A 23,617-nucleotide genomic window follows, 5' to 3' on the forward strand; every position below is an offset into this window, starting at 1 on the left:
ATCCGGTGAACTCCACAAATAGATTTAAAACCTTCTGGAACTCGGTTATATCGAAATGACTATCCATGACAAAACAAACGGCAGCAAGCAAAAATATTGTTTGACGGCTAAAGGCTGTGCATTCTTAACTGAAGCAGCAGTGCATCTATTTATTGTGCTGTAAAATATGATTGTTCTGTACCTTAGTAGAATATTGCGAACAACCAGGAAGCTACATGGCCATAAATTTATATGACATTTTAGATACACTACCTTTTATACCTACGATGTTCTAAAAAAGGATGATTATTACTGCAATATAGAGGGAATCTCAGAGGACCCTAATAAGTATTGTTGGATCTCCACAACATTGAGTGGGTAAATTAATATGGTTCTCTTCAACATCGTGTGGGTAATTTTAGCACCAATACATCACCAATCCCTCATAAATAACAATTCACTGTATACTAAGTATCTGCTGAAATTAGGAATCCACATCATGTGACATAGTTGTCAAGGCAGCCAAAATATGGTCAGTTAATCAGAGTATTCTTTTATTCCAAGTACCTTACAAATTTACCCACTCAACTTTGTGGAGATCCATTTTTAATAAATGCGAGTCTTTTATTAATGAAACGAAAAAGAGGAGAGAGGATATTATAATAAACTATACTCAGCAAGGTTGGAATAACTTCTTTTCTGAAATCTTAGACGATTCTAATGAAAAAAAGTATCTTTTTTTAGTTGGAGCTGGAATATCTATAGACTCTGGGCTACCAAATTTCACAGATTTTCTCAGAAACTTTTTAGGGCATCTTCTTCCAAATGAATGTAATCCAAATCTCGCCGAAACCACCAATTTAATAATTGACAAACTGCGCCCAGAAGTAATCCTTCAAGAAATTTATCAGTTATATGGAAACCGAACGCTTAAATTTTATAGCTGTTTAGAAGGTGGGGAACCAAATTATAATCATTATTTTTTGGCATTAGCTCTAAAAAGAGGACATTGTGTATTCACTACAAACATAGATACTTTAATTGAAAAAGCTTGTGAGAGATTAGAAATCGATTATGAATTAATATATTTAAATGACAATAAGCAGAAAAAAGAATATAAAAAATATTTAGAAAATGATATATTAATAAAAACATATGAACAAATTGCTAAAGAAGAGCCTTTTAACATAGGCTCAAAAATATTTAAATTACATGGAACAATTCAACCAGGAAATAGTATTCACAAATACAAATCAATTAGATTCATGTTGAATAGAGTTGGATTGGGTTTAGATGAATCAATGAGGAAAGTTTTTGAAAATGCCCTGAAAGAAAGAGATGTAGTTGTATTAGGTTATAGTGGTAACGATCACTTTAGTGTAGACCCCGTTTTAAGACAAGTTGAATCTGATCAAAATATTTGCTGGTTTAAATACAAGGATTCAATTGATTTAGTTGAGTCTTCAAGAGATTTTAAATCAATGAGAGGGGATTTTTTTAAAGAGGTATCTATTGAATTATTTGATATTTGGAGAGATATCTCTCCATTAGATGTAATGATTAGTTGGGAACCAAATTCATATCTTATTAAAGGTGATAGTAGTAGAAAAATTAAAGAGGCAATATTACAATTAAAAACTAAAAACCCTGAATTTGAGCATTATGTAAATCAGCTCCAAATCAAAAACGAAGTTATTTGCGGAACAAATCAACAATCTTCTTTAGTAGAATGGACAAAAAAGATTAACGATTTTCAACGTAATGAGTGTGCTTCAATATTATTTCAAAGAATAGGGGACGTTGAAAAAGCTGAATATTATCTTCAACAAGCTGAAAAATTAAGTAGTAGTGATATTGATAAAAGGAAAATTAACAACTTAAAAACGAGATTGTTTTTGATTACTCGTAGACCAGATGAATTTAATCTTATGAAAAAAGAATTAAAAATTTCATTTGATTCAAATCAATGCTCAAACACGACTTTTGCTGAAACAATTCATAGATTTAATGAATCAATCGATCAAAAAGATGATGAAAATGACTTTTTTTCTGCTTTTGATCTTTCTCTTGAAATTATTAATTTATTAAGGGCTAATCGAGAATTTGATACTGCTCTTGAAGAAATAACTTATCTCAAGCAGAAACTTGAGTCAAGACTAAAGCATAAATCAAGTAAAAAGAAAATTTATGAATATTCTATTTTAAGAGCTAAATTACTGAGAATTCATGGGCTTATATGTGGTTTGGGATTAAAAAGTACAGTCAAAAATAAAGTTGAAGGGATTGTTTATTGTGCTGAAGCTTACGAGATTTCCCATAAAATAGGAGATATTACAGCAAAAGCTCAAGCATTAAATGCAAGGGGGTTAATTGTATATCAATTAATTGAGAGAAGCGATAATATATTAGAGGATGCAGAGAATTCAGTGAATGAATCTTTTATTCTTCACACAAAAACGACTGATAAAAGAAAAAGTTTTCAATCAGCTAGAAATATTTTACTAATTAATCGTTTACGCTATCTTAATGCTAAAACAAATGCTCGTAACTATTGGATAAAAGAATTAGAAAAATCGCTTAAGATGGTAAGAGATAATTTAGATTTCATTGAAACGGGTGAAGTTCCTACAGGTGATGAAATTGAATATCTTTATCGTGATGCTGAATTTAGTGCACTTAAAGGTGACAATCAAGAGTCAATAACTAAATATACTGCGTTGTTGACCATATTGGAATGTCAAAAAAATGTGCTGCACGCAAAAATAGATGAAGATAAAGTAAATCAAAAGGATTTTGAACAACAAATGAACAAAAATATGCACATGATGGCTCGTGTGACCAGAGATTTGCTGAATTTATCCACTAATAGTTGCACCGATTATATTAATAGTTTGATATTGTTAGTTGAATATCTTTTAAATTCAAATGATATATGTTCTTATTATAAATATGATTCACTACCTCTCCAAAATATAAATGATATGTTAAATGATGTATATTGTAAAATACAAAAAAGTGATGTAGACAATTTAAGTAAAATTGAAAAATTAATGGATAAAGGAGCAGAGATCTCAAAATCAATTGATGATTACAATCTTCTTATCAAATTTACTTATTATAGATGACTTCTTTTGGAGGAATTTTCATAGAAGCTGAAGAATAATATTCATGAATAACCAGAGTTAGTTGAGAATTATTTAACTTATTTTTAGCTATTAAAGTCCAGTAAATCCAATGTTTAGGAATAGGTGCTGGTTGTAGATTACTATTTCCTTTTGCAGGTAACTTAAGCCATTCATCTAAGTCAAAGTAATAGAAACCACAATCAATAACTTCAGGAACACCGGGACTAATACCGAATGCATTTGTATTGTCAATAGCACAAAATAAAACAATTAATTCACCTCTAGTTCCATATCTTTTTGATTCAAAATATGGTCTTTCAAACCAAGCAGCAACCATTAAATTTGAAGGTTTAGACAAAGCAGTTTCTTCGCTAAGCTCTCTTAAAGCAGCTTGACTTGGTTTCTCCCCATGCTCTACCCCTCCACCTGGGAGATTCCATGGTGTACCACCTTCTAAATCAGTGGCATAATCTCCAGTTTTAACAAGTAATACTTTTTTTAATTCAGGGTCAAATACAGCTATAAAAGCACCCATACTCCATTTTTTCTCGGCACAATACTTTTGTGCGAGTGAGTCAATACATTCAACTGTTGTACAAGCATCAAATTTTATTTCTAAATTCATATCAATACTTCCCGCACACTTTTTTCCAACACAAAATAAAGCAGGCAATATCTAACAATCTTTTTAAAAATACATTCAGAAGTTCATACCTGCTTGCCTATTTTCTAAACCTTATCTTTAACCAGCAAAGAATGTTCTATAGCTCCTTTATATTGCTATGTTGCTCCATCAAATAGAGTAGTTCTTCCTTTATTCCTTTTTTATTGTTCTTTCTATTTTTCAGGATAGGTGGTGTATCTAAAATACTGTAAAATATGATAGTCCTGTACCTTAGTGTCAATGGCGGTTTAGTTTTCCCCAATTTCGGCGGTATAAAATTCCCTACTTTTTGATATAAAGTTAACTCTACCCCTCTACATACTCAATAAAATATTACAGTTTACTAGTATGTAATCCCAGCTTTCTTCTCTCCTTTAGCCTGTAACTTTCACCTTTGATGTTGATCGTAGTACAGTGATGCAATATCCTGTCAAGAACAGCAGATACAATAACACTGTCCTGGAATATCTCACCCCACTGACCATATGACTTATTTGAGGTAAAGATAGTAGAGGATTTCGGAAAACCCAGATATTTGAAAATTGTCTTATATACCATTTATAAACAGTCGGTTAAACACGGGAGTTTATCGAAATCCTTTTATGAATATGCTGAACTTTAACTGGTAGTGTCCCTATTTTGCTGTAAATTCTCCATTCATAACACTATGTTCTTACGACTTTATAGAATTTGAAGATACTTGAGAAAGCTCTGATAGAAGCTGCTATATGTGTCTCATAATGTGGTTAAAACATATTGATATTTGCCGCATCATAACTATAATTGATTTCATTACATGGAAAAACATGAGTTCATTGAAAGAGTGTGAAACTTTGGCAGTTAAGGCATTAGAGGTGCTTATATGTCTCCGGCTGTAGAGAAAAATAGTACAAATACCTTCAAAAAATGCATTGAAGGCTTTGAACAAAGTTTTAGAAGCCCCCGGAGGGATTTGAACCCTCGACCTGCTGATTACGAATCAGCCGCTATACCGCTAAGCCACAGAGGCACGATTTTGAGAAGTTGCTCTCAAAATCGGAGGTCCAAAGCCTGCTTTAGGTGTGATTGGACAATGGAAGCGGGAATATATAAAATAGATGTCGATAGGCGTATAGGCACATTAATTACTTCTGAACTATCAGAGCGAAATAAATCTCTGATTATTGAATTTGCTGATAGTTGTTTTATTGCTGGACTTGGAGACCACAGGGTTCTTAAGTACATTTCTACTCTAAAAAGCATAGCTACTGATATTCAGGTTGATTTAGACAGAGTTGGAGTACCTGAACTTCGAAGATATATCTCAACGCTCGAGAGATCAGATAAAAGTGAGTGGACAAAACATGACTACAAAGTTACTATACGTAAATTCTACAAGTGGTTTTATAATGAAGACAATCCCGAGTTGACAAAGTGGATTAGGACGACTATAAAAAAGAAAAAACAAAAAGCACCGGAAGACATCCTTATAGAAAGTGAAATACTGTCGCTAATCGATAATGCAACCAATAAAAGGGATAAAGCATTGATTGCTCTTCTATGGGACATTGGAGCACGTATCGGAGAAGTAGGAACTCTACGAATAAAGGATTTAGTGTTCGATGATATTGGGCTAATCGTTCATTTAAACGGCAAAACTGGCCCAAGAAGAGTAAGAGCTGTGTGGAGCATAGAATATCTTAATGAATGGCTCGAAGAACATCCTGAAAGAGATAATCCAAATGTACCTTTGTGGTTCAAATTTAATTCTGAACCTCTAGAAATTCTCAAATATGATGCAATAAGAAGGCGCTTGGTTAAAATCTCTGAAAAGACGGGCATTAAGAAAAAGATACATCCACATCTTTTCAGGCACTCTAGATGCACACATATGGCTAACTATCTTACAGAAGCTCAGATGAATTTATACTTCGGATGGATTCAAGGTTCTGATATGCCATCTGTTTATGTTCATCTATCTGGAAGAGATATTGATGATGCTGTTCTGAAGGCAAACGGAATCATCCAAAATGAATGTGCTCGAAACAATAATCTACAATCTAGTTCAGAAGAGAATGTTATTGAATCGAAAATTTATAGCATGGTAAAAAGCAATCTAAGAAAACTTTTGGTTAATGCTAATTGGGATTAGATAGATACTATTATTTATTTTTTTATTTATCCCATTCATCAATACATTTTCACTCATTCAGCTACCATACCATCTATACTGAAAATTGCCTTTTCTGCGAATTCTTTATTTTTGACTATTTACCCACTCAATGTTGTGGAGATCCAAAATTATTAATTATTAGTCCCCCCGATTCCAACTTTAAAGAAAACTTTTTAAGTGGTGGCTCTGATATTGATTCTTAATTTATAACTTTTATAACTCTACTAAACCATACTTTACCATCAAAAATTAAAAATCTTGCAACCTGGAGCCTTAAAATCAATCCTCGAGGATAATATAAGGGATAATCAACATGTATAATTTATGATATACAATCTAAAGTTATATTCATACACAACTGTCTAAGAATATTTAGTAAGCTACGCTGGTAATAGTGTCTATAGATAACGATTTTTAATAAAACAGATAGCATCATACACCATATCTAAAGTTTACTTAAATGGGAGAGATATTGATAATGCTATATTAAGAGCGAATGGTATAATATTATAGCTAAAAATATATCCATAAATTAAATTCGCTTCGCTCATTTAATTTATATATACAATCAAATATTGAAGTTGCTATATAAACAAGTTAGTATCTAAAGTATAGTTGCTCATTGATATCGATTACTCCTAAAATCAATAGCAATGTACGCTGTAATTAATTACCTGATAACTAATACTTTAATCTATCAATCTTTCAAGCAATTACTCAATAAATAAACAATAATGCAGGTAACAATTAAATGAGAGTGACTGTCTAATGATTATTGTTAAAAAATATACTGATAAATTAAATTCGCTTCGCTCATTTAATTTATATATACATATAAATATTGAAGTTAGTATATAAATAAGCTCGTATCTAAAATCTAGTTACTCACTGATATTGATAATTTTTAAAATAAATATCAACAAACAATGTACAATTGTTCAGTAATTACATGCAGCGCAATGCAATTGATTACCAGATCGTACAAGCGATAAATCAGTACTTCAGTTACTAAACTATAAATCGTACAAAGTGTACATATTTATTAGTTTGAACCTAACCGTTATTATGCCGCAAGCCTGTAATTATGTAAAGTCTCATATATTCTCATAAGTTCCCATAATCAATAAGCAAAAAATTGTATATCTATGTATATATAAAAATACTGTGATGATTAACGCCTATATTTTACGACAATTGCCGACAATTTTGAAGACAATTGTCGTGAAATTCTTTAATTTTTGCCAAATCCGATCAACACATATATATAGAAACAAAGACAATAGGAGAGTGGACGGGCTGATAAGAGAATAAGAGGCTAAGGGAGCTACGAGCTAAGATAAATCTTAGCTCTGCGCTGAATGATATAACATGATATGAAATAACATAACATATTAGCTGATAAAAGCAGTGCATATGAGTTTCATACATGTATTAAGCTCTTAATCTCTAATGATGCTCAATTCATTATGTGATGAACAGATCCATCACGTAATGAATTGAGCAAGTAATGATATTATAAACATAATCATGAGTGATCTGTTATATAATGGATTAATAGATCTATTATATAATGATATGAATAAGTTATTATTAAAGGCTAATAAGCCAGTAACATTTAGCGTAACTGTTATAAAATTTTCTAACTGTATAGAGTGGCGTATTTAAGATAGACATATGAGCTTTGAGATGGGAGAATTATTAACCATACGCTATTGTGATCTTCAATCAATAGAACTTACAGTTCTTTAACCTTAATTTGACAGTTTACAAAAATTCAGGTGATATTTAGGAGCATTTTGCCTTTTTCCATCATAAATAAAAGAATAATAGAAACTAAAATAAAAAATTGCTTTACTTTGAAATGTACATTTAAAGGGGGAAGGTGGAAATGTACTAAGATAGAGAAAATAAGTTCTTTTAATCCTATAAATGAGTTCTATTTTGAACGGTCCCTATTCAGTATATCCTAATTCTTTGGCTCTATCAAAGGCTTGAATTGCTTCTTCTTCTCTTCCCAGACTACGAAGTGCGAAACCCTTGGTATGCCATATAACACTTGACTTTGGGTTTATTTCTATGACTACATCAAATGCCTGTATTGCTTCTTCGTATCTTCCTGCATCGGTAAGTGCAAAACCCATTCGAACCCAGGCGATTTCAGACATTGAATCTATTTCTATGGCTTTATCAAATGCACACATTGCTTCTTCATACTTTCCCAAACTACTGAGTACATAACCCGTGTTAGCCCATGAAATATCAGATTTTGGGTTTACTTCTATAGCTTTATCAAATGCCTGTATTGCTTCTTCGTATCTTCCCAGACTACTAAGTGCCAAACCCTTGCTATCCCATGCACTATCAGACCTTGGGTTTATTTCTATGACTTTATCATATGCCTGTATTGCTTCTTCATATCTTCCCAAGATACTAAGTGCCAAACCCTTGCCACTCCATATACTAGCAGACCTTGGGTTTATTTCTATGGCTTTATCATATGCCTGTATTGCTTCTTCATATCTTCCCAAGCTACTAAGTGCGAAACCTTTGCTACTCCATGGACCTTCAAACTTTGGATCTATTTCTATGGCTTTATCATATGCCTGTATTGCCTCTTCGTCTCGTCCCAAGGTACTAAGTGCCAAACCCTTGTTATCCCATGCATGTGGATACTTTGAATCTATTTCTATGACTTTATCAAATGCCTGTATTGCTTCTTCGTCTCGTCCCAAGCTACTAAGTGCCAAACCCTTGCTATTCCATATACTAGCAGACCTTGGGTTTATTTCTATGGCTTTATCATATTCCTGTATTGCTTCTTCGTCTCGTCCCAAGCTACGAAGTGCCCAACCCTTGCTATCCCATGCACTATCAGACCTTGGGTTTATTTCTATGGCTTTATCATATGCCTGTATTGCTTCTTCGTATCTTCCTGCATCGGTAAGTGCAAAACCCTTGCTATTCCATGCACTAGCAGACTTTTGATCTATTTTTATGGCTTTATTATTTATTAAATAATTCAATTCATCTCTATCCACTAGTTTTACACCATTTGCATCTGCTAACTCAATTGCAGATTTAGTAAAGTAACTGTTTGTTACAACACTGCACGAGGAACATCCATAATATTTCTTAGCTGCAACTACTTGTTGAACTGCGCTGTTTGAAACATTAGAAGTGTATTTTTTTACTTGAACAGCAGTCTTTTCTCCATACTTACTGATTATGAGGTCTGCTCCTTGGTCATTGGATAAAGGAGTTTGCTCGACAGAATAACCCATTTTCTCATAAAGTTGCCCAACGAAAGCTTCAAACTCGTATCCACCCATCCCATTTACATCAAGAATTGATAATTGTTTCTCACTTGAGAGCAGATTGAGTTCAAATATCTTTGTCTTGATATGTTCTTCAAAATTTTTGTAATCTAAACTTGTCAAATTGCGTTCCATGAAATATCGATGTAGAAAAGGTAATTGATAATCTATATCATTCCCAAAAAGATTAATTGTTTGTTTTATATAACCCATTTCATCTAAAGGTGCTGTTTTCATACATTCAGTGAACAGACCATAAAAATATTCAAAACTTGCTTCTGAGACAAGTTCTTTCAAGATGGCTTTATTATGTATTTTTATTCCTTTTGTTATGAGAAGTTTATTGAGGTTTTCCAAATCCTCTTCACTATAACTGGTTCCATATTTTTTTGCAAAATCATGAATCAATTTGAAATCATAAGCGGGCTCAAATCCATAAATTGATTTGAAAGAACATTTATTTGAAATGATGGATTTAAAATAAGATGGTATTTCATTTTCAACCTCTATATAACTAATGTTTTTCTTAAACATCATGCCTTTAAATATTTGCAAATTTTCTGCATAATTGGATCCATAAACTGACATGAACTTGCCTAAGTAATGTTTGAAAGGTGTGGAATTATTACTCAGCATATTCTCAAACATTATATCTATAAACATAGAGGTATGTCTTTTTTCAATTGAATCGATTAGTTTTTGTGTATCTGCTTCATTGAAGATTAGTTTTGCTTGTAAACGCAATAGTCTTTTGAAATCATCCAAATATTCGAGATAGTTGCTTCCATAAATATGGAAAAACACTTTTAGATAATCTATAGGTGTATCTGGATTTTCATTCAGTACCTGTTTGAACTTTTCTTTTAAACGGTCATTTTCTTCAATTAACAAAATTATTTCTCTTAGTGAGGAATCATTAATGAATTGTTCATAAGTTATTACTTTCCTTAAATAAATCAGTCTTTTAAATTCTAATGTAGACGTTATATTTTTATAATATTCGTTGCCATAAATCGAGATGAATGCTCTAATATAATCTTCAAGCGCAATTGGATTTTTATCTAATACATTTTTGAATTTTTCTTCCAACAGAGATTTTTCATCCATCATAGCAGCATATTTTTTAGATTTTACCGTCTTTGCTAGTGATTTATAAAAACCTCCTATAATGAATGTTAAGATTATACCGTATATGCACATTATCCATAAAATCCGGTAGTAGAAGTCAATATAGTCAAAGTAATCAATGATAGAAATACTGATGTAGAAATAACACAAAGAAAAAAATATGATATATAGCAAATGAATCGGTTTTAATCTTACTTCTTTGCCTGATAGTTTGTCAACTTCTTTAAAACCATACTTTTTTTCCTCTGGCATACAATACAGATGATAATGTTCTAAACTATATGTGCTTTTCTATTATTTCTAAGAGTGAGAGAGACAGTATATAATGCGAGTTAATTCAAAAACAAAATTCCCCCAGAATCCTTCGATATTCATCCTTAGCCTGCTGTACTTTGTTCAAATAATGCGCGCTTCCAACAGTTGCAGGTGCGCGACCTTGAAGAATAATCAATCATGATATCTTAAATTGGTTATAGACAGTTGCACTAATATATCCTTAAATGGTTGACAATGAAAGAAGAAATAGTCTTAAGGCGAAAAAGCTATAAGCTCTAACAACAAATAATAAAATAGAAAAGCAGGCTTTGTACATAAAAAAACCGATAGCCCCCGGAGGGATTTGAACCCTCGACCTGCTGATTACGAATCAGCCGCTATACCGCTAAGCCACAGAGGCAATTGTGTCTCTAAAGATTACATAAGAATTTAATAATTTCGCTCAACCTGTAGTGACCGTTATTATTAATGAACCAAACATCAATTATTATTACAGAGTATGTTTAAGAATAGATGGGTGAAGCAAAAATACACAAAGACACAAATATAGTCGAGGCGTTTACACTTGTTATTCTGCTATCCTTATTTGCCTATGTGATAATCAATTGGGATATGATCCCTGAGCAAATACCCTCACATTTCAACTTTCAGGGCCAAATAGACAGCTGGAGCAACAAAAACATGATATTGTTCCCTGTTCTTTTCTGCCTGTGCCTCTATCTACTTATGTGCCTATTACTATACGCGCAACATGATCACAATACTCAAACTTGAGCTTGTATCTGTATTTGCTTACATAAAAAGACTTATAAGCGATTCTATGGCTGAAACAATCCTGATACTTGAAAAAAGGTAACTTATATCCTGCTAAGGAACTTCATGCCCTCTGTTGCTGTGCACCTCAAACAAGCTATATGTGATGATTCACATATCATAGCAGGATTTAATAAGGGGAACAAGGTGAATTAAATGACAATTTCAACAGAAATAGATGTGCATCAATACAGAAAGCCGGAAATTAACATTGATGAGTTATTCGTCAGGAGATGGTCTCCAAGAGCAATGTCAGGACAGTCTGTTCCTGATAAGGACCTCATGCGTTTATTCGAGGCTGCAAGATGGGCACCAAGCGCCAGCAATGAGCAGCCATGGAGATTCATTTATGCAAAAAAGGGAACAAAGTACTGGGATGTGTTCTTTGATCTGGTTGCAGAAGGCAATAAAAGATGGTGCAAGAATGCTGCAGTTCTTATGGTGATCATTTCAAAAATCAGATTTACAAAATATGATGCAGAAAACAGGACACATTCATTCTCAGCTGGTTCAGCCTTTGAGAATTTGCAATTGCAGGCAACTAATCTGGGGTTGGTTGTTCACCCATTTGCGGGTTTTGATGAGAATAAGGCTGCTGAAGCATTAGGGATTCCCGAAGAATACTATGTAGATGTCATGGTAGCAATAGGAATGCCTGGTAAGATCGGCAATTTAGAAGAAAAAGACAGGATAAGAGAATTTCCCTCTGATAGAATGAAACTCAATGAACTGATCTTTGAAGGTAAGTTTGATGAAAAGTGAGGGATCGAAAATAATCATCGCCCTCGGCCTTGAATTCTTACTTCGATGCAGACGTTGAATTGATGTGGAGAATAAGAGCGCACGATACGCGTGGCAATGGGCTCAATACCAAAACCGGCCCTTTGTGCGGCGGCTTCTATGTGAGCAAGGGAAGAGGAGTACAGGTCATCCTCAGGTGTGATGTCGTAGTAATGGATCACAGTTCCGGGCTTTGCAACAACCATGGCCGCATCCAGGAATTCCTGAGCAGTATGTGGCAGGTTCATGATGACATGGTCTGCTATCCCTGCATAGTTCCGGACCTCTGCCTTTGCATCCCCTTCGATAGCCTCCACATTGCTGACCGCATTAAGAGCGATGTTGTGCCTGAGGAACTTAACAGCTTCCGGATTTTTGTCAATGGCTACAACACGGCATGAAGGCCGGTTCTTCGCGATAAGGATGCTGAAAGGCCCTACACCTGCGAACATGTCTGTGATCACCTCCCCTTCCCGTACCTGTTCCAGTATCCTGGAGCGTTCCGTGGCAAGTCGGGGAGTAAAATACGCTTTCTCCATGTCAACAGCATACCTGCAACCATATTCTTTGTGAACCGTATGTGTCGTGTTTTCGCCCTTGATGAATATGAACCTGCGGGTGCGGAATTCTCCCTCCACGGGGGATAATGCCGCCAGCACAGTTTTGATATGCGGGTTTGCCTGCAGCAATGCATCTGCTGCCCTCTCAAGGTCCGTTTCCCCGGATTCCAGCAGGGCTATGCTACCTATTACTTCATATCTGGGTGTGTAGCCCAGCATATGTTCCAGAGTAGCTGGCCTTTCATGCATCACGAACTCACGTTCAGTGACCAGTGCATCTTCCAGTGACAAATCAGTGGCGTTCGCGGCAGGGATAAGAGGAATATATATGCAGGAATCATCTGAAGCAATGCGTACTGAAGTATCCAGTAATCCTTTTTCCATAAGGAGTTTCCGGACATGTTCACCTTTTTTCTTGTCAACCCGAATACATTGCCTGTTCATATCAGCACCCCCAGGGCAAACCCTGAGCCAAAGAAAATGAGGAATACTCCACATGAAAGGAGCACAATCTCATAGGTCTTTGAAGACATTAGTGCCTTACCCTTGCTAAAAGATGCAGACACTATACTGAACCAGCTAAGATCCGCTATCCAGTGCCCGAATATAAATAACCCGGCAGCCAGCAGGCTTATCTCAAGACCTTTGAGCACAAACGCACTGCCTGCTGCAAACCACCATACCCAGAAATAAGGATTTGATACAGAAGTGATAAATCCTGCTGTTACAGGGCTTGCAGAAACGCTGTTTGTTTCTCCACCTTTTGATAGCGCTGCCTTGCGGGCATTTTTTATGGTCGATATGCCAAAAAGGATGAGCACTGCACCTCCAATTAGAGATATTATAGATATTTCCTTCTCAAATACGAGAGAAGGCATACCAAGAACGATGAGAATGCAAATGACAAATTCGAGCATTGCATGACCCAGTACCATCTTCGGCCCAGAGGTCCAGCCATTCTTCATAGAACTATCTATAGTAGCAAATAACATCGGTCCAGGTACAAGTGCGCCAGAAAGACCAACTGCAAAACCTATGGTAAGAATCTCTATAAGTTCGAACATTGTCCACTTTGCCTATGTGCTTTAGCACAAAAAGAGAAAGAAAGGTAAAAACCTTTCCACAGGCTTGTGTTCTTAGAGAATGATCTCTATGTCCAGCTCTTCGGCCAGTTCTTTGTACCTGTTGCGGATAGTGACCTCGGTAACGCCTGCTACATCTGCGACTTCTCTCTGGGTCCTTCTCTCACCACAGAGAATAGATGCGATATAGATTGCAGCTGCAGCTACACCTGTTGGCCCTCGACCGCTGGTAAGCTCTTTCTCGGAAGCCTGCCGCAGAATCTCCACTCCCTTGGACTGCACCTCACCTTTAAGATTAAGGCCTGAGCAGAACCTTGGGACATAATCGATGGGTGAAGTGGGCATTAATTTAAGGGAAAGTTCTCTGGAAATGAACCTATAGGTCCTCCCGATCTCTTTCCTGCTGACCCTTGAAACCTCTCCGATCTCATCAAGTGTCCTTGGCACACTGCACTGGCGACATGCTGCATATAAGGCAGCTGCGGCCACACCTTCAATACTTCTTCCACGGATAAGGTTCTTGTCAACTGCTTTTCTGTACACGACAGCAGCTGTTTCACGCACCGTTCTGGGAAGACCAAGAGCCGATGCCATCCTATCAAGCTCTGATAACGCAAAGGCCAGGTTCCTTTCAGTGGCGTTACTGACTCTTATCCTGCGCTGCCATTTCCTTAACCTGTAAAGCTGTGCCCTGTTCTTGGAGGAAATAGATTTTCCATAAGAATCGCGGTTCCTCCAGTCGATCATTGTGGACAGACCCTTGTCATGTATGGTATATGTCATGGGTGCGCCCACACGGGAGCGTTTCATTCTCTGGTCGTGATCGAAAGCACGCCACTCAGGTCCTTCATCCACGAATTCCGCATCCACTACAAGACCACATTCAGAACACACAAGTTCAGCTCTTTCATAGTCCTGCACGAGATTGCGGCTACCGCATTCCGGACACTGGACCGTTGCATTCTCAACTTCTGCATTTTGTTCTTTCTCTTTACGTGCTTTTATCATTGCACGTATTTTTTCTCTTTCAGAAGTGTCTGAATACCGTACCCTTTCGACTTCGACCATATTATTCACCTTGAAGATACTAATGACGAACTTGAAATGCAATTGTGTGACTATTGGTAAAAACCCAACATTAGATTTTTATATGTTCCAATCATTGGACATATAGACGTTCATTCAAATAATGCCGAGCTTCCAAAGTATTGACTTTCCTGTCAAGTTTCACAGTATAATATGGATTTGCCACAGGACCAAAATAGTTGGTGACCTTGCCAATCCTCTTGACAGTTTTGTCCATCACAGAAGAATTCACGTGAGGCTTTTCCCCTTTGGGCGCCTTATCATCTCCTTGAATGATAAGAGTTCCATTCCCAAAAGCGTGAAGCACTGTTCCAAGTCTTTTCATATCCCTCATTAACTATATATTTTTTTCTCTCAGCTGATAGAATGCAGCTATGTTGTATATATACTTTTCGCACTACTTAAATACGAACCTGGTCCCTAGATATAATACTGAAAGAGTATAACCAGATAGGCACCCAAAATAACATCATTAACAATTTATATGCCATCACTTAAATTACATTTATCTTGATATAATGAGGTATTCCCTATGAAAATGAGGATCATAAAATGCAGTGATATAGGCCTCTCCTGTAACTTCATGGCCCATGGCTATGATCTGGATGAGGTTGAAAAGACCATGTGGGATCATATTGAAACGGAACACAAGGACATGATCAAAGACATGTCGGATTATGATCTGCATCAGCTCAAGCATCGTGTATCAACTTTTCTGGGCAGAAGCTGCGGTTGCGGGCATCTGGAAAAACCAGGGGAGGATTATGATAGTAACGCTTGTAACACATTGTACCGGATCCGCAATTTCCACAAAGGCCTCTGAAATACCTAATTAATGCACTATTGAAGTTGCAAGCCTCAGATTTAAAGCGTGGAAGTGATTTTCGTAGCTTCCATTTAGAGTTCCAGTGGAAATAGAAGGGCTTTATATTTTTAATGTACATAAAAATACGGTTCTAGAATGCCGGAAAATATGATCCCATATTCTTATCCAACATATCAATAAACTGTTTTCATCACATACCATAGATCCCACTATAAAAGCTTTTCAAAATATTTTCTGTTTTAGGTACACTGTTACTCTAATTAGTAAAAAATAACTTTATAATAAAAAATAACTTTATTGTCATAAATAAAGGTGTGGCAACTTATATATGTAAAAATATACTATAAATCATTAAACAAGAATGCATACTCCAAATCAGGGTATGAGTTCAAAAAAGGAAAATGTGTGTATCATGACACATGTTGTTTTGCAAAACGTTATTAGGAAAGAGAGTATTGAATTTACAGGACTGATAACAATAGCCTTAGTTGTAGCTAAAGCTAAGGGATACATGGATGTAGAATGGTTGTGGGTGTTTGCACCATTGTGGTGGCCTGCAGCATTGGTTCTTGGCTTGATGCTGATAATTGTAGTTCTTATAATAATAGCTCTTTTCTTAGCTTTGATCGCTTATATTGCTCTAAATGCTGTAAAGATCGCTTATCACCTCACATAAGTACAGGATAAAAGTAATGCACATAATAATCTTCAGGGAGATGCCTTTACCAATCTCCAAGGCAGGACTGGGATTCACCTCTGGCTTTGTTTTCCAGGATCCCAGTATTCTTTATGATCTGTTTTTCAGAAAAACTATGTTTTTTGACCAGGAATTCAAATAATTCATCTGACCTCGGCTTTTTCCATCTGAGGGTATAATCGGTTGTTACCGGAGGGTTCATAAAGAAATCCCTTATCTCCTCTACAGAAACACATGTATTGATCTCTTTTTTCTCTTCCCTGAGCAGCGTGTTAATATCCCTGTGCCTGAGAATGAGCTTAAGCGCGGTCTTCGGACCCACCCGATGTATACCTTCATTGAAATCTGTGCCGATACAGATGGCAACATCGATAAGTTGTTCACGTGTGATGTTCAGCTGTCCCAGGGAATTTGCAAGGGAAATATGTTCCGGGTTCTTTGGAACATATGCAGCCTTTCCGGGGAGTTTTCGTTTGCCTGTGCTCCCCAGATTACGCACAACATTCTTGGCTCCGAAAAGAAAAGCGTCATAGTCCTGTGATCCTACAAGATCAGCATCCCCGCGCAACGTCATGAACGCTGCCTGGGCCTCTGCTTCGGATTCAGCCTGCATCCATGGAATGCCCATAAGTTCAAGGAGCTTTTTTGATTCCTTCAGTATATGAGGTGTGATACAGGAAGTTCCCTGAGCGAATTTCTTCATACCCTCCAGATCACCCCCCTCTCTTGCGATCTCATAATTACGGGCTGCAAGCTGTTTACACTCCTTGCGTTTCTCCAGTGTACGTTCTTTCATTTGCGGTGGTTTGCCATCAAATATGAAAATGGGTTTGATATTGGCATCTCTTAGTTTGCAGGTCCGTGAGAACAGTCCGGTAAGATGGGAAGTAGGGTTACCTGAAGCGTCAGTTAATAAAGAGCCATTCTTTTGTCGGATGGCACTAAGGAACTGATAGATCGTATTGTATGCATCGATAGCTATCACTTTACCTGCCAGTTCCTCGTAAGTTGTAGGATTTTTTGTGAGCAATGAACCAATTTGAGTACCCATAACGACCTTCTGATATTTGTTCTAAATGATCTCCCCGGTTTTAGCGCTATTGCCTAAACAAATTCGCTGTATATCCATGTGATCATCCTGCTGTGTTCTCATAGTTCATGATATGTGCTTTTGGAGGTTTTATGCCTCTTTTATAGAATTCGTTCCAGGTTCTCCGGGTTACATCGGATCTGAATACGAATTCATCCCTGAGATCATTCACATATGACCTTGCCTTCAAACCTTTGTAGAAGGGATAGTCGTTCAGGAGGATGACAACAGGTCTTGTTGGGGATATATATACATATCTTGAAGTAACGACTGCTTCCCTCAATATCTTCATTGCCAGGTCTACATCAGAATCGTTCTCAATGTAAATATCCAGCGTTGCCATCATTTCTGAACTGCCTGAATTGCCGCTTGCCACACTTTTTGTGAACACCAGATTGTTCGGAGCCGATACGAGACTGTCATCAGGAGTTACAAGACGGGTAGCTCTGAGGCCTATCTCCTTGACCTCTCCATAATAGTCACCCATCTGGATCCTGTCTCCAACCTGATATGTTTTTTCCATTACGATCGCCACTCCTGCCACAATATCCTCAAAAAAGTTCCGCAGGCCAAAACCAATTGCAGCACCAATAAGACCACTAAATAATGCTAGTTGATTGAACGAAAGTTCAAATACAGATGTTGAGATGTAATATATCGCCAATGAGTAAATAAGGATTTTAGAGAGGGGTATTATAGTCTTTAAATGTAGCCTGTACTTCCACGACATCTCTGAAAACTTTGTCAGTATAAATGTCACAATTTTAGAAATAAAAAGGGCAAGTATTATGATGACAAAGGATGAAAACACAGTATCTGGATTTATATTTTCAAATTCCGTGATCATTGTAACAACATCGCTTTCAGCCATTACCACACCAGCCTTATATTCTCCAGGTATTTGACCACAACATGTAGTTTTTCAGGTAGTATGCTATAATATTCATCTTTTTCCAGGATAAGTTTCTGAGAGAGCATTTCGAACAATAATCTGCTGATCATCATATCATCTGCATTACAGCTCAAATATAGTATGTTTTTCAATTCTTCCTTTTTAATATAACCCATTGACAGTATGATGTAGAGAACAAACCTGCCGGTACTATCAAGCTCTATATCAGTTGGAACAATATTTTTTGTACTACTTGTTTTTATTGTAGGATACTCCAGCCATTTGTTCCAGATCTTCTTTGCAACACCAGGATTACCCCGTGATATTTTTGTGATTTCGTTGAAAATGATGGATTCTGCAGTTTCACTGGGAGTCCTATTAAAAAGAAGTGTCCTAAGAGCCACATAATTTATATGCAGACTGTATAGATTGACCTTACCGTGTGTTATTTGTTGAGCTATAGGTATTTTAGTCACCTGGAATATTTTTTCTTCCTTTACATGAATATCATTCACAAATTGTATTTCGCCTTCATCATATGTTGAGAGCAGGAACTCTTTCATGTCCGCGGAGTTCAGCAATGGGATATGGACCTGCACTGGAAAATACCTGCCTATATCCAATACACGATGGAGATAATTCCAGGAGTGAATGTTCCATGTAGTTATGTAAAGTCTTTCATCAGATGAAAGCATCACATTCAGGAACTCTTCGATAACATCGAATCCACCGATCTTTCTCATATACAGATAATGACAATTGTCAAATATCATTATCTTATTGGGGTCTCCGAGCAGAGGGATATGGTCCTTATTATCAATTATAGATGAAAAGGTGACCTTTGTCACCTCATGCGGATGCATTTTGACTATCTCATCTACCAGTTCAGATTTACCTGCATAGGGTAATGCAAGTATGGCGATGTTGACCCGTTGGCCGTCTTCAAAATCAGAGATAGCTTTTTGAATGGCTGCGATCTGTTCGTCCATACCAAATATTAACCTCTTCACAGAATCTTGTTCATTTGATGAATCCATAAATATTCAACCAATGTTTTAGTGTTATTATTGTTCTGTTACCCTCGGAAAACTATACAGAACATAAATATACAGAACGTATAAAATGAACTGTAAAAAAAGAAAGTAATACAATTATAAATACTCCTTGATAAGTTGACCCTTTGTGAATATGAATGTAATGCAAATAGTACCACATGAAAAATAGATAACTCCTGAAAGAAGCTTTCCTGTTGTGATTGCTGCATAACCGCAGAAGCTATAATATTACATGTACATTCAGGAAAGGGAATTCGCAAATATTTAAAAAACAAATTAATAAAGGGCAGAAATAATGAGCTAACTTGATGGTCTCATGAATATTAGAGCTCATGGACCAAAACTTTATATAATGAAAGTATTACCTATTGACAGATTTTTAAATAAAGCAGTTAATAGCGAATTGTTCTATAAACTGCCCAATGGATGGAAAATGTCGGTCAAACACATTACAACTCTATATGCTTACAGACAATTGATATGGCAATTAGCTTGGAGTGAGTTCAAAATGAGGTACAAGAACTCTGTTTTAGGGTATTTCTGGTCACTCCTGGAACCTTTGCTCATGCTTACTGTCCTCTATTATGTGTTTTCTCACATTATGAAAATGCAGATAGAGAATTACCAGCTTTTTCTGTTACTGGGTATCATCATTTGGAACTTTCTTAGCCGTGCAACGACCATTGGGATGAATTGCATCGTTGGAAAGCCAGGTATGATTAAAAAGATATATTTTCCCAGAGACATATTTGTGATCTCAGCATGCCTGACAGCATTGCTTATGAGTGTTTTTGAATCCCTGGTATTTGTGTTGTTCATGATCTATTTTAAGGTACCATTGTCAGTGTACATACTGCAGGCTCCAATTATATTGATCTGCCTCTTTATCCTGTCTACTGGTCTTTCTCTGGCTTTAGCAGCTCTTAATGTGCTTTATCGGGATGTGCAGTTCATCTGGGCTGTATTTCTGCAGGCAGGTTACTTTGCAACTCCCATTTTGTATACATTAGAAGTCTTTCCTGAAAATCTGCGAAGCATAGTGCTTCTGAACCCGTTTGCAAGGGTGATCATTGCTGCAAGAGAAACAATCATCTATGCATCACCCATGCAAACAGGGGATATGATATTCATGGGCGTAGCATCCATCATTTTCCTTATTATAGGATATGCGATTTTCAATAAGATCGAGCCCCGTTTTGCGGAGGAGATATGAATGTCTGTGATAAAAGTGCAGGAGCTGGAAAAATCATTCCGGATTCCTCATGAAAAACGCACCACACTTTTCGAAACACTTACAGGCATGTTCAAGCCTGAATCATATGAAGTGTTCAACGCTTTAAAAGACATTAACTTTGATGTGAAAGAAGGTGAATTCTTTGGCATTATTGGAGAGAACGGAAGCGGTAAAAGCACTCTGCTAAAGATAATTGCTGGTATCCTTTATCCTTCCTCCGGTGAAGTGCATATCCGCAAAAGAGTCACACCCTTCCTTGAACTTGGTGTTGGTTTCCAGTCAGATATGACAGCTGTGGAAAACATAAAGACCTATGGTACTATAATGGGAATGTCCAAGCATGACATCAGATCAAGGACAGATGACATTTTAGAATTCGCAGGACTTGAGAAATTCAGGGATGCCAAATTAAAGAACTTTTCTTCCGGAATGCAGGTAAGGCTTGCTTTTTCTACCGCTATCCAGACCGACCCTGAGATCTTACTTATGGATGAAGTGCTCGCAGTGGGTGATATGGATTTTCAGCAGAAATGCCTCGATGTGCTGAACAACTACCGTAAAGAAGGAGTAACTATCGTGTTTGTGTCCCACGACCTGGGTGCTGTCAGAAGGTTCTGTGACAGAACATTATTACTGCATAAGGGCGAACAGATCGCTTTAGGAAGTACAGCTGAAGTGATCGATAGGTATGTGTATGGAGATCAGGATAAAAGCATTTCAGAACCTGTCAGCTGCGTAGTTGAAAACGACCCTGTTATTCTTACCGATGAGCAGCCGCCGGTTGCTTGCTCACGGTGGGGCGATCAAAAAATAGAGATAAGCAATGTAGAACTCTATGATAAATTTGGTAATTTGAGTAACAGATTCAACTCCTTTGATGCAATGACCATAAGGATCATGTATCATGCTCATAAAAAAGTGTTTGATCCTGTTTTTGGCATTGCCTTGTATTCAGAAAAAGGAGAGAATGTCTATGGAACCAATACAGAACTGAAGGAGATAGAAATTGATTCTGTCGAAGGTCAAGGCCATATAGATCTGAAAATAGAGAGTATCTCTCTGCTCTCTGGAAGATTTCTATTAACTGTTGCCATACATAGTCGTAGACATGAACCTTATGACTGGCATGATAAACTATATCATTTTGATGTGATACCTACAAGCAGGGATGCAGGTATATTCAATGTGCCTTGTAAATGGATAATATGAATGGTGGGACTGATATTTATGGATACTTTCGAAATACATGATGAAGAAGTTAATGTTGAAGAGATCATGAACAAGATAAGGGAGAATATCAGCAAACGGAAAGCACACGGAACTTATCCGCCTGAACTTGATGCCGCATCCAAGCATTCGACAGGGGACAAAAAATGTGCAATAGGAGAGATAAAAGGGGAGATCGCCGATGACCTCCTTAACCTTAAAATCAATTGTGATATTCAAAATAACAGTTATATAATTAGTTCCCACCGTCCTATTGTAGGGATACCTCTCACCAAAAGCAGAAAACTGGTACATGGAGAAGTCCGAAGATATGTGGATCCAATGGTCTTTAAGCAGACAACTTTTAACCAATATGCTGCAAAAATTCTCAATGATGCAGTCTATAGGCTTTCAAGTATGGAAAATGTAATTGGTGAAACCAAATGCCAGCACTCTTCTCGATCGAAAAATCTGCAACAGATAACTAAAGAAAATTATGAGAGATTATTGGATCTGCAGAGCGAAACCGATGAAAGACTATTGGATATCGAAGATAAGATAGAAGCCCTGAAGCAGGAGACCAAAGATGAGACAATTCTCAATACCAAGATGTGTGAACTGGTCGATCAGCTTAGAGCTGATATGGAAAACTCTCTTTCTAAACTAAGAACTGAAATGGTCGACCCGCTTAGAACTGATATGGAAAATTCTCTTTCTAAACTAAGAACTGAAATGGTCGACCCGCTTAGAACTGATATGGAAAATTCTCTTTCCAGACTAAGAACTGAAATGAAAAAAGATAACGAAGCCATGATAAGTTCATTCATTGCAGCAATGGACATGGATATAGAGAAAAAGGCATGGCTTGCACAAGTCCTTGATAAGAGGAACTTGCAGGGGATCTCACAGGCGGAGAAGCTTTTAAAACCACCTCAGCTGGACAGCGGTGTGAATTATTTTGTTTTTGAGGATAAATTCCGGGGAGCACGGGAGGATGTCGCTCAGCGGCAGACTGCTTTTCTCCGTTATTTCGAAGGATGTAAGAATGTGCTGGACATTGGTTGTGGCAGAGGGGAATTCCTTCAGACCATGCGTGAACACGGGATAGGAGCCCGTGGAGTGGATCTTGATGAAACCATGGTAGATTACTGTCATGCAAAGGGTCTTGAGGTGCAGCTTGATGACGCGTTCGAGTATATGGAGAAGCTGGACGATGCAAGCCTTGATGGCATATTCATAGATCAGGTTGTAGAGCATCTGGAACCTTCGTACCTTATCAGATTACTGGATTTATGTTTCAAAAAGATGAAGTACGGATTCTATCTCATTGCAGAGACTGTCAATCCACTTTCTTTTTCATCTTTTGCAAATTTCTACATTGACCTTACACACATCAAGCCTGTTCATCCCGAAACTTTAAGGTTCCTCTTTGAATCCACAGGTTTTCGGGAGATAAAAACCGTATTTTCATCTCCGGTACCCGACTCTCTGAGGTTGCAGAAGCTTGTGACAAGTGAAGTGGCAAATGATACGGAAAAGTATCAGATTGAAGTTTACAACCGGAACATCGAAATGTTAAATACTACTCTTTACGGTGCGCAGGATTATGCTATGATAGGAAAAAAATAGAAATGTTTGAATATCATATATGTTATCTA

General features: G+C 36.9%; 18 protein-coding genes, 2 tRNA genes and 1 pseudogene. 9 read left to right on the forward strand and 12 right to left on the reverse strand.

Going from position 1 to position 23,617, the window contains the following annotated elements; translation table 11 throughout:
- The first annotated feature begins 569 nt into the window (after positions 1-569).
- Positions 570-3,104 (forward strand): SIR2 family protein, encoded by a 2,535-nt coding sequence (locus tag METHO_RS06055; protein ID WP_015324660.1) that lies wholly within the window; start codon positions 570-572, stop codon positions 3,102-3,104.
- Here the strand turns inward: METHO_RS06055 and METHO_RS06060 are convergent.
- The 3 genes and pseudogenes from METHO_RS06060 to METHO_RS06070 form a co-directional block, all read right to left on the reverse strand.
- The gene (locus tag METHO_RS06060; protein WP_015324661.1) at positions 3,088-3,729 is read right to left on the reverse strand and encodes an NUDIX hydrolase; all 642 of its coding nucleotides are present in this window, start codon (positions 3,727-3,729) and stop codon (positions 3,088-3,090) included. The two genes, METHO_RS06055 and METHO_RS06060, sit on opposite strands and share 17 nt — an antisense overlap.
- A gap of 372 nt (positions 3,730-4,101) precedes the next feature.
- Positions 4,102-4,293, reverse strand: a pseudogene (locus tag METHO_RS06065) (ATP-binding protein); the annotation flags it as partial.
- Between the two features lie 412 nt (positions 4,294-4,705).
- Positions 4,706-4,777: transfer RNA gene (locus tag METHO_RS06070), tRNA-Thr, on the reverse strand.
- A gap of 63 nt (positions 4,778-4,840) precedes the next feature.
- Between METHO_RS06070 and METHO_RS06075 the strand changes: the two genes are divergently transcribed.
- On the forward strand, positions 4,841-5,899 hold the full coding sequence (locus METHO_RS06075; RefSeq protein ID WP_015324662.1) for a tyrosine-type recombinase/integrase: 1,059 nt from the start codon (positions 4,841-4,843) through the stop codon (positions 5,897-5,899).
- 1,973 nt (positions 5,900-7,872) lie between these two features.
- Here the strand turns inward: METHO_RS06075 and METHO_RS06080 are convergent.
- Together METHO_RS06080 and METHO_RS06085 are read right to left on the reverse strand one after the other, a co-directional pair.
- Positions 7,873-10,614 carry a tetratricopeptide repeat protein gene (locus tag METHO_RS06080; protein ID WP_015324663.1) on the reverse strand — a complete coding sequence of 914 codons (2,742 nt, stop codon included), beginning with the start codon at positions 10,612-10,614 and terminating at the stop codon, positions 7,873-7,875.
- 352 nt (positions 10,615-10,966) lie between these two features.
- Positions 10,967-11,038, reverse strand: a tRNA-Thr gene (locus tag METHO_RS06085).
- Positions 11,039-11,151: 113 nt separating this feature from the next.
- Between METHO_RS06085 and METHO_RS14390 the strand changes: the two genes are divergently transcribed.
- Together METHO_RS14390 and METHO_RS06095 are read left to right on the forward strand one after the other, a co-directional pair.
- On the forward strand, positions 11,152-11,412 hold the full coding sequence (locus tag METHO_RS14390) for a DUF1648 domain-containing protein (RefSeq protein WP_048831074.1): 261 nt from the start codon (positions 11,152-11,154) through the stop codon (positions 11,410-11,412).
- Between the two features lie 195 nt (positions 11,413-11,607).
- Entirely contained in the window at positions 11,608-12,213 is a 606-nt protein-coding gene (locus tag METHO_RS06095; RefSeq protein WP_015324664.1) for a nitroreductase family protein, read from the forward strand.
- A gap of 14 nt (positions 12,214-12,227) precedes the next feature.
- Here the strand turns inward: METHO_RS06095 and METHO_RS06100 are convergent, their stop codons facing one another.
- The 4 genes from METHO_RS06100 to METHO_RS06115 form a co-directional block, all read right to left on the reverse strand.
- Positions 12,228-13,235, reverse strand: a complete 1,008-nt coding sequence (locus METHO_RS06100; RefSeq protein WP_015324665.1) for a class I SAM-dependent methyltransferase — start codon at positions 13,233-13,235, stop codon at positions 12,228-12,230.
- Positions 13,232-13,855 carry a LysE family transporter gene (locus tag METHO_RS06105; protein WP_015324666.1) on the reverse strand — a complete coding sequence of 208 codons (624 nt, stop codon included), beginning with the start codon at positions 13,853-13,855 and terminating at the stop codon, positions 13,232-13,234. Before METHO_RS06105 ends, METHO_RS06100 begins: the two co-directional genes overlap by 4 nt.
- A 72-nt stretch (positions 13,856-13,927) precedes the next feature.
- On the reverse strand, positions 13,928-14,941 hold the full coding sequence (locus tag METHO_RS06110) for a transcription initiation factor IIB (protein WP_015324667.1): 1,014 nt from the start codon (positions 14,939-14,941) through the stop codon (positions 13,928-13,930).
- Between the two features lie 91 nt (positions 14,942-15,032).
- On the reverse strand, positions 15,033-15,284 hold the full coding sequence (locus METHO_RS06115; protein ID WP_083885790.1) for an H/ACA ribonucleoprotein complex subunit GAR1: 252 nt from the start codon (positions 15,282-15,284) through the stop codon (positions 15,033-15,035).
- A 207-nt stretch (positions 15,285-15,491) separates the two neighbouring features.
- On the opposite strand from METHO_RS06115, the gene METHO_RS06120 reads away from it, so the two are divergent.
- Together METHO_RS06120 and METHO_RS06125 are read left to right on the forward strand one after the other, a co-directional pair.
- Positions 15,492-15,782: a DUF1059 domain-containing protein gene (locus METHO_RS06120; protein WP_015324669.1), complete on the forward strand. Its 291-nt coding sequence runs from the start codon at positions 15,492-15,494 to the stop codon at positions 15,780-15,782.
- Between the two features lie 415 nt (positions 15,783-16,197).
- Positions 16,198-16,461 (forward strand): hypothetical protein, encoded by a 264-nt coding sequence (locus METHO_RS06125; protein WP_048831075.1) that lies wholly within the window; start codon positions 16,198-16,200, stop codon positions 16,459-16,461.
- A gap of 46 nt (positions 16,462-16,507) precedes the next feature.
- Here the strand turns inward: METHO_RS06125 and fen are convergent, their stop codons facing one another.
- The 3 genes from fen to METHO_RS06140 form a co-directional block, all read right to left on the reverse strand.
- Complete coding sequence (fen, locus tag METHO_RS06130) at positions 16,508-17,533, reverse strand: flap endonuclease-1 (RefSeq protein WP_015324671.1); 1,026 nt, start codon at positions 17,531-17,533, stop codon at positions 16,508-16,510.
- 82 nt (positions 17,534-17,615) lie between these two features.
- Positions 17,616-18,443 (reverse strand): mechanosensitive ion channel family protein, encoded by an 828-nt coding sequence (locus METHO_RS06135; RefSeq protein ID WP_015324672.1) that lies wholly within the window; start codon positions 18,441-18,443, stop codon positions 17,616-17,618.
- Positions 18,443-19,501, reverse strand: a complete 1,059-nt coding sequence (locus METHO_RS06140) for a hypothetical protein (RefSeq protein ID WP_015324673.1) — start codon at positions 19,499-19,501, stop codon at positions 18,443-18,445. Before METHO_RS06140 ends, METHO_RS06135 begins: the two co-directional genes overlap by 1 nt.
- Before the next feature lie 451 nt (positions 19,502-19,952).
- Between METHO_RS06140 and METHO_RS06145 the strand changes: the two genes are divergently transcribed.
- The 3 genes from METHO_RS06145 to METHO_RS06155 are packed head-to-tail and all read left to right on the forward strand — an operon-like array spanning position 19,953 to position 23,588.
- A complete protein-coding gene (locus tag METHO_RS06145) occupies positions 19,953-20,732 on the forward strand; it encodes an ABC transporter permease (RefSeq protein WP_048831076.1) in 780 nt (259 codons plus the stop codon).
- A complete protein-coding gene (locus tag METHO_RS06150; RefSeq protein ID WP_015324675.1) occupies positions 20,733-21,962 on the forward strand; it encodes an ABC transporter ATP-binding protein in 1,230 nt (409 codons plus the stop codon).
- Positions 21,963-23,588, forward strand: a complete 1,626-nt coding sequence (locus METHO_RS06155; protein WP_015324676.1) for a methionine biosynthesis protein MetW — start codon at positions 21,963-21,965, stop codon at positions 23,586-23,588.
- Positions 23,589-23,617: the final 29 nt, after the last annotated feature.

The sequence above is a fragment of the Methanomethylovorans hollandica DSM 15978 genome (assembly GCF_000328665.1).
Classification (GTDB): Archaea; Halobacteriota; Methanosarcinia; order Methanosarcinales; family Methanosarcinaceae; genus Methanomethylovorans; species Methanomethylovorans hollandica.

Bases quoted from the DNA above. Each gene is read 5' to 3' on its own strand.
- METHO_RS06155 (WP_015324676.1), top strand. From the start codon at position 21,963: ATGGTGGGACTGATATTTATGGATACTTTCGAAATACATGATGAAGAA.
- METHO_RS06150 (WP_015324675.1), top strand. From the start codon at position 20,733: ATGTCTGTGATAAAAGTGCAGGAGCTGGAAAAATCATTCCGGATTCCT.
- METHO_RS06100 (WP_015324665.1), bottom strand. From the start codon at position 13,235: ATGAACAGGCAATGTATTCGGGTTGACAAGAAAAAAGGTGAACATGTC.
- METHO_RS06135 (WP_015324672.1), bottom strand. From the start codon at position 18,443: ATGGCTGAAAGCGATGTTGTTACAATGATCACGGAATTTGAAAATATA.
- fen (WP_015324671.1), bottom strand. From the start codon at position 17,533: ATGGGTACTCAAATTGGTTCATTGCTCACAAAAAATCCTACAACTTAC.
- METHO_RS06120 (WP_015324669.1), top strand. From the start codon at position 15,492: ATGAAAATGAGGATCATAAAATGCAGTGATATAGGCCTCTCCTGTAAC.
- METHO_RS06080 (WP_015324663.1), bottom strand. From the start codon at position 10,614: ATGCCAGAGGAAAAAAAGTATGGTTTTAAAGAAGTTGACAAACTATCA.
- METHO_RS06095 (WP_015324664.1), top strand. From the start codon at position 11,608: ATGACAATTTCAACAGAAATAGATGTGCATCAATACAGAAAGCCGGAA.
- METHO_RS14390 (WP_048831074.1), top strand. From the start codon at position 11,152: ATGGGTGAAGCAAAAATACACAAAGACACAAATATAGTCGAGGCGTTT.
- METHO_RS06125 (WP_048831075.1), top strand. From the start codon at position 16,198: ATGACACATGTTGTTTTGCAAAACGTTATTAGGAAAGAGAGTATTGAA.
- METHO_RS06140 (WP_015324673.1), bottom strand. From the start codon at position 19,501: ATGGATTCATCAAATGAACAAGATTCTGTGAAGAGGTTAATATTTGGT.
- METHO_RS06075 (WP_015324662.1), top strand. From the start codon at position 4,841: ATGGAAGCGGGAATATATAAAATAGATGTCGATAGGCGTATAGGCACA.
- METHO_RS06105 (WP_015324666.1), bottom strand. From the start codon at position 13,855: ATGTTCGAACTTATAGAGATTCTTACCATAGGTTTTGCAGTTGGTCTT.
- METHO_RS06060 (WP_015324661.1), bottom strand. From the start codon at position 3,729: ATGAATTTAGAAATAAAATTTGATGCTTGTACAACAGTTGAATGTATT.
- METHO_RS06115 (WP_083885790.1), bottom strand. From the start codon at position 15,284: ATGAAAAGACTTGGAACAGTGCTTCACGCTTTTGGGAATGGAACTCTT.
- METHO_RS06110 (WP_015324667.1), bottom strand. From the start codon at position 14,941: ATGGTCGAAGTCGAAAGGGTACGGTATTCAGACACTTCTGAAAGAGAA.
- METHO_RS06145 (WP_048831076.1), top strand. From the start codon at position 19,953: ATGTCGGTCAAACACATTACAACTCTATATGCTTACAGACAATTGATA.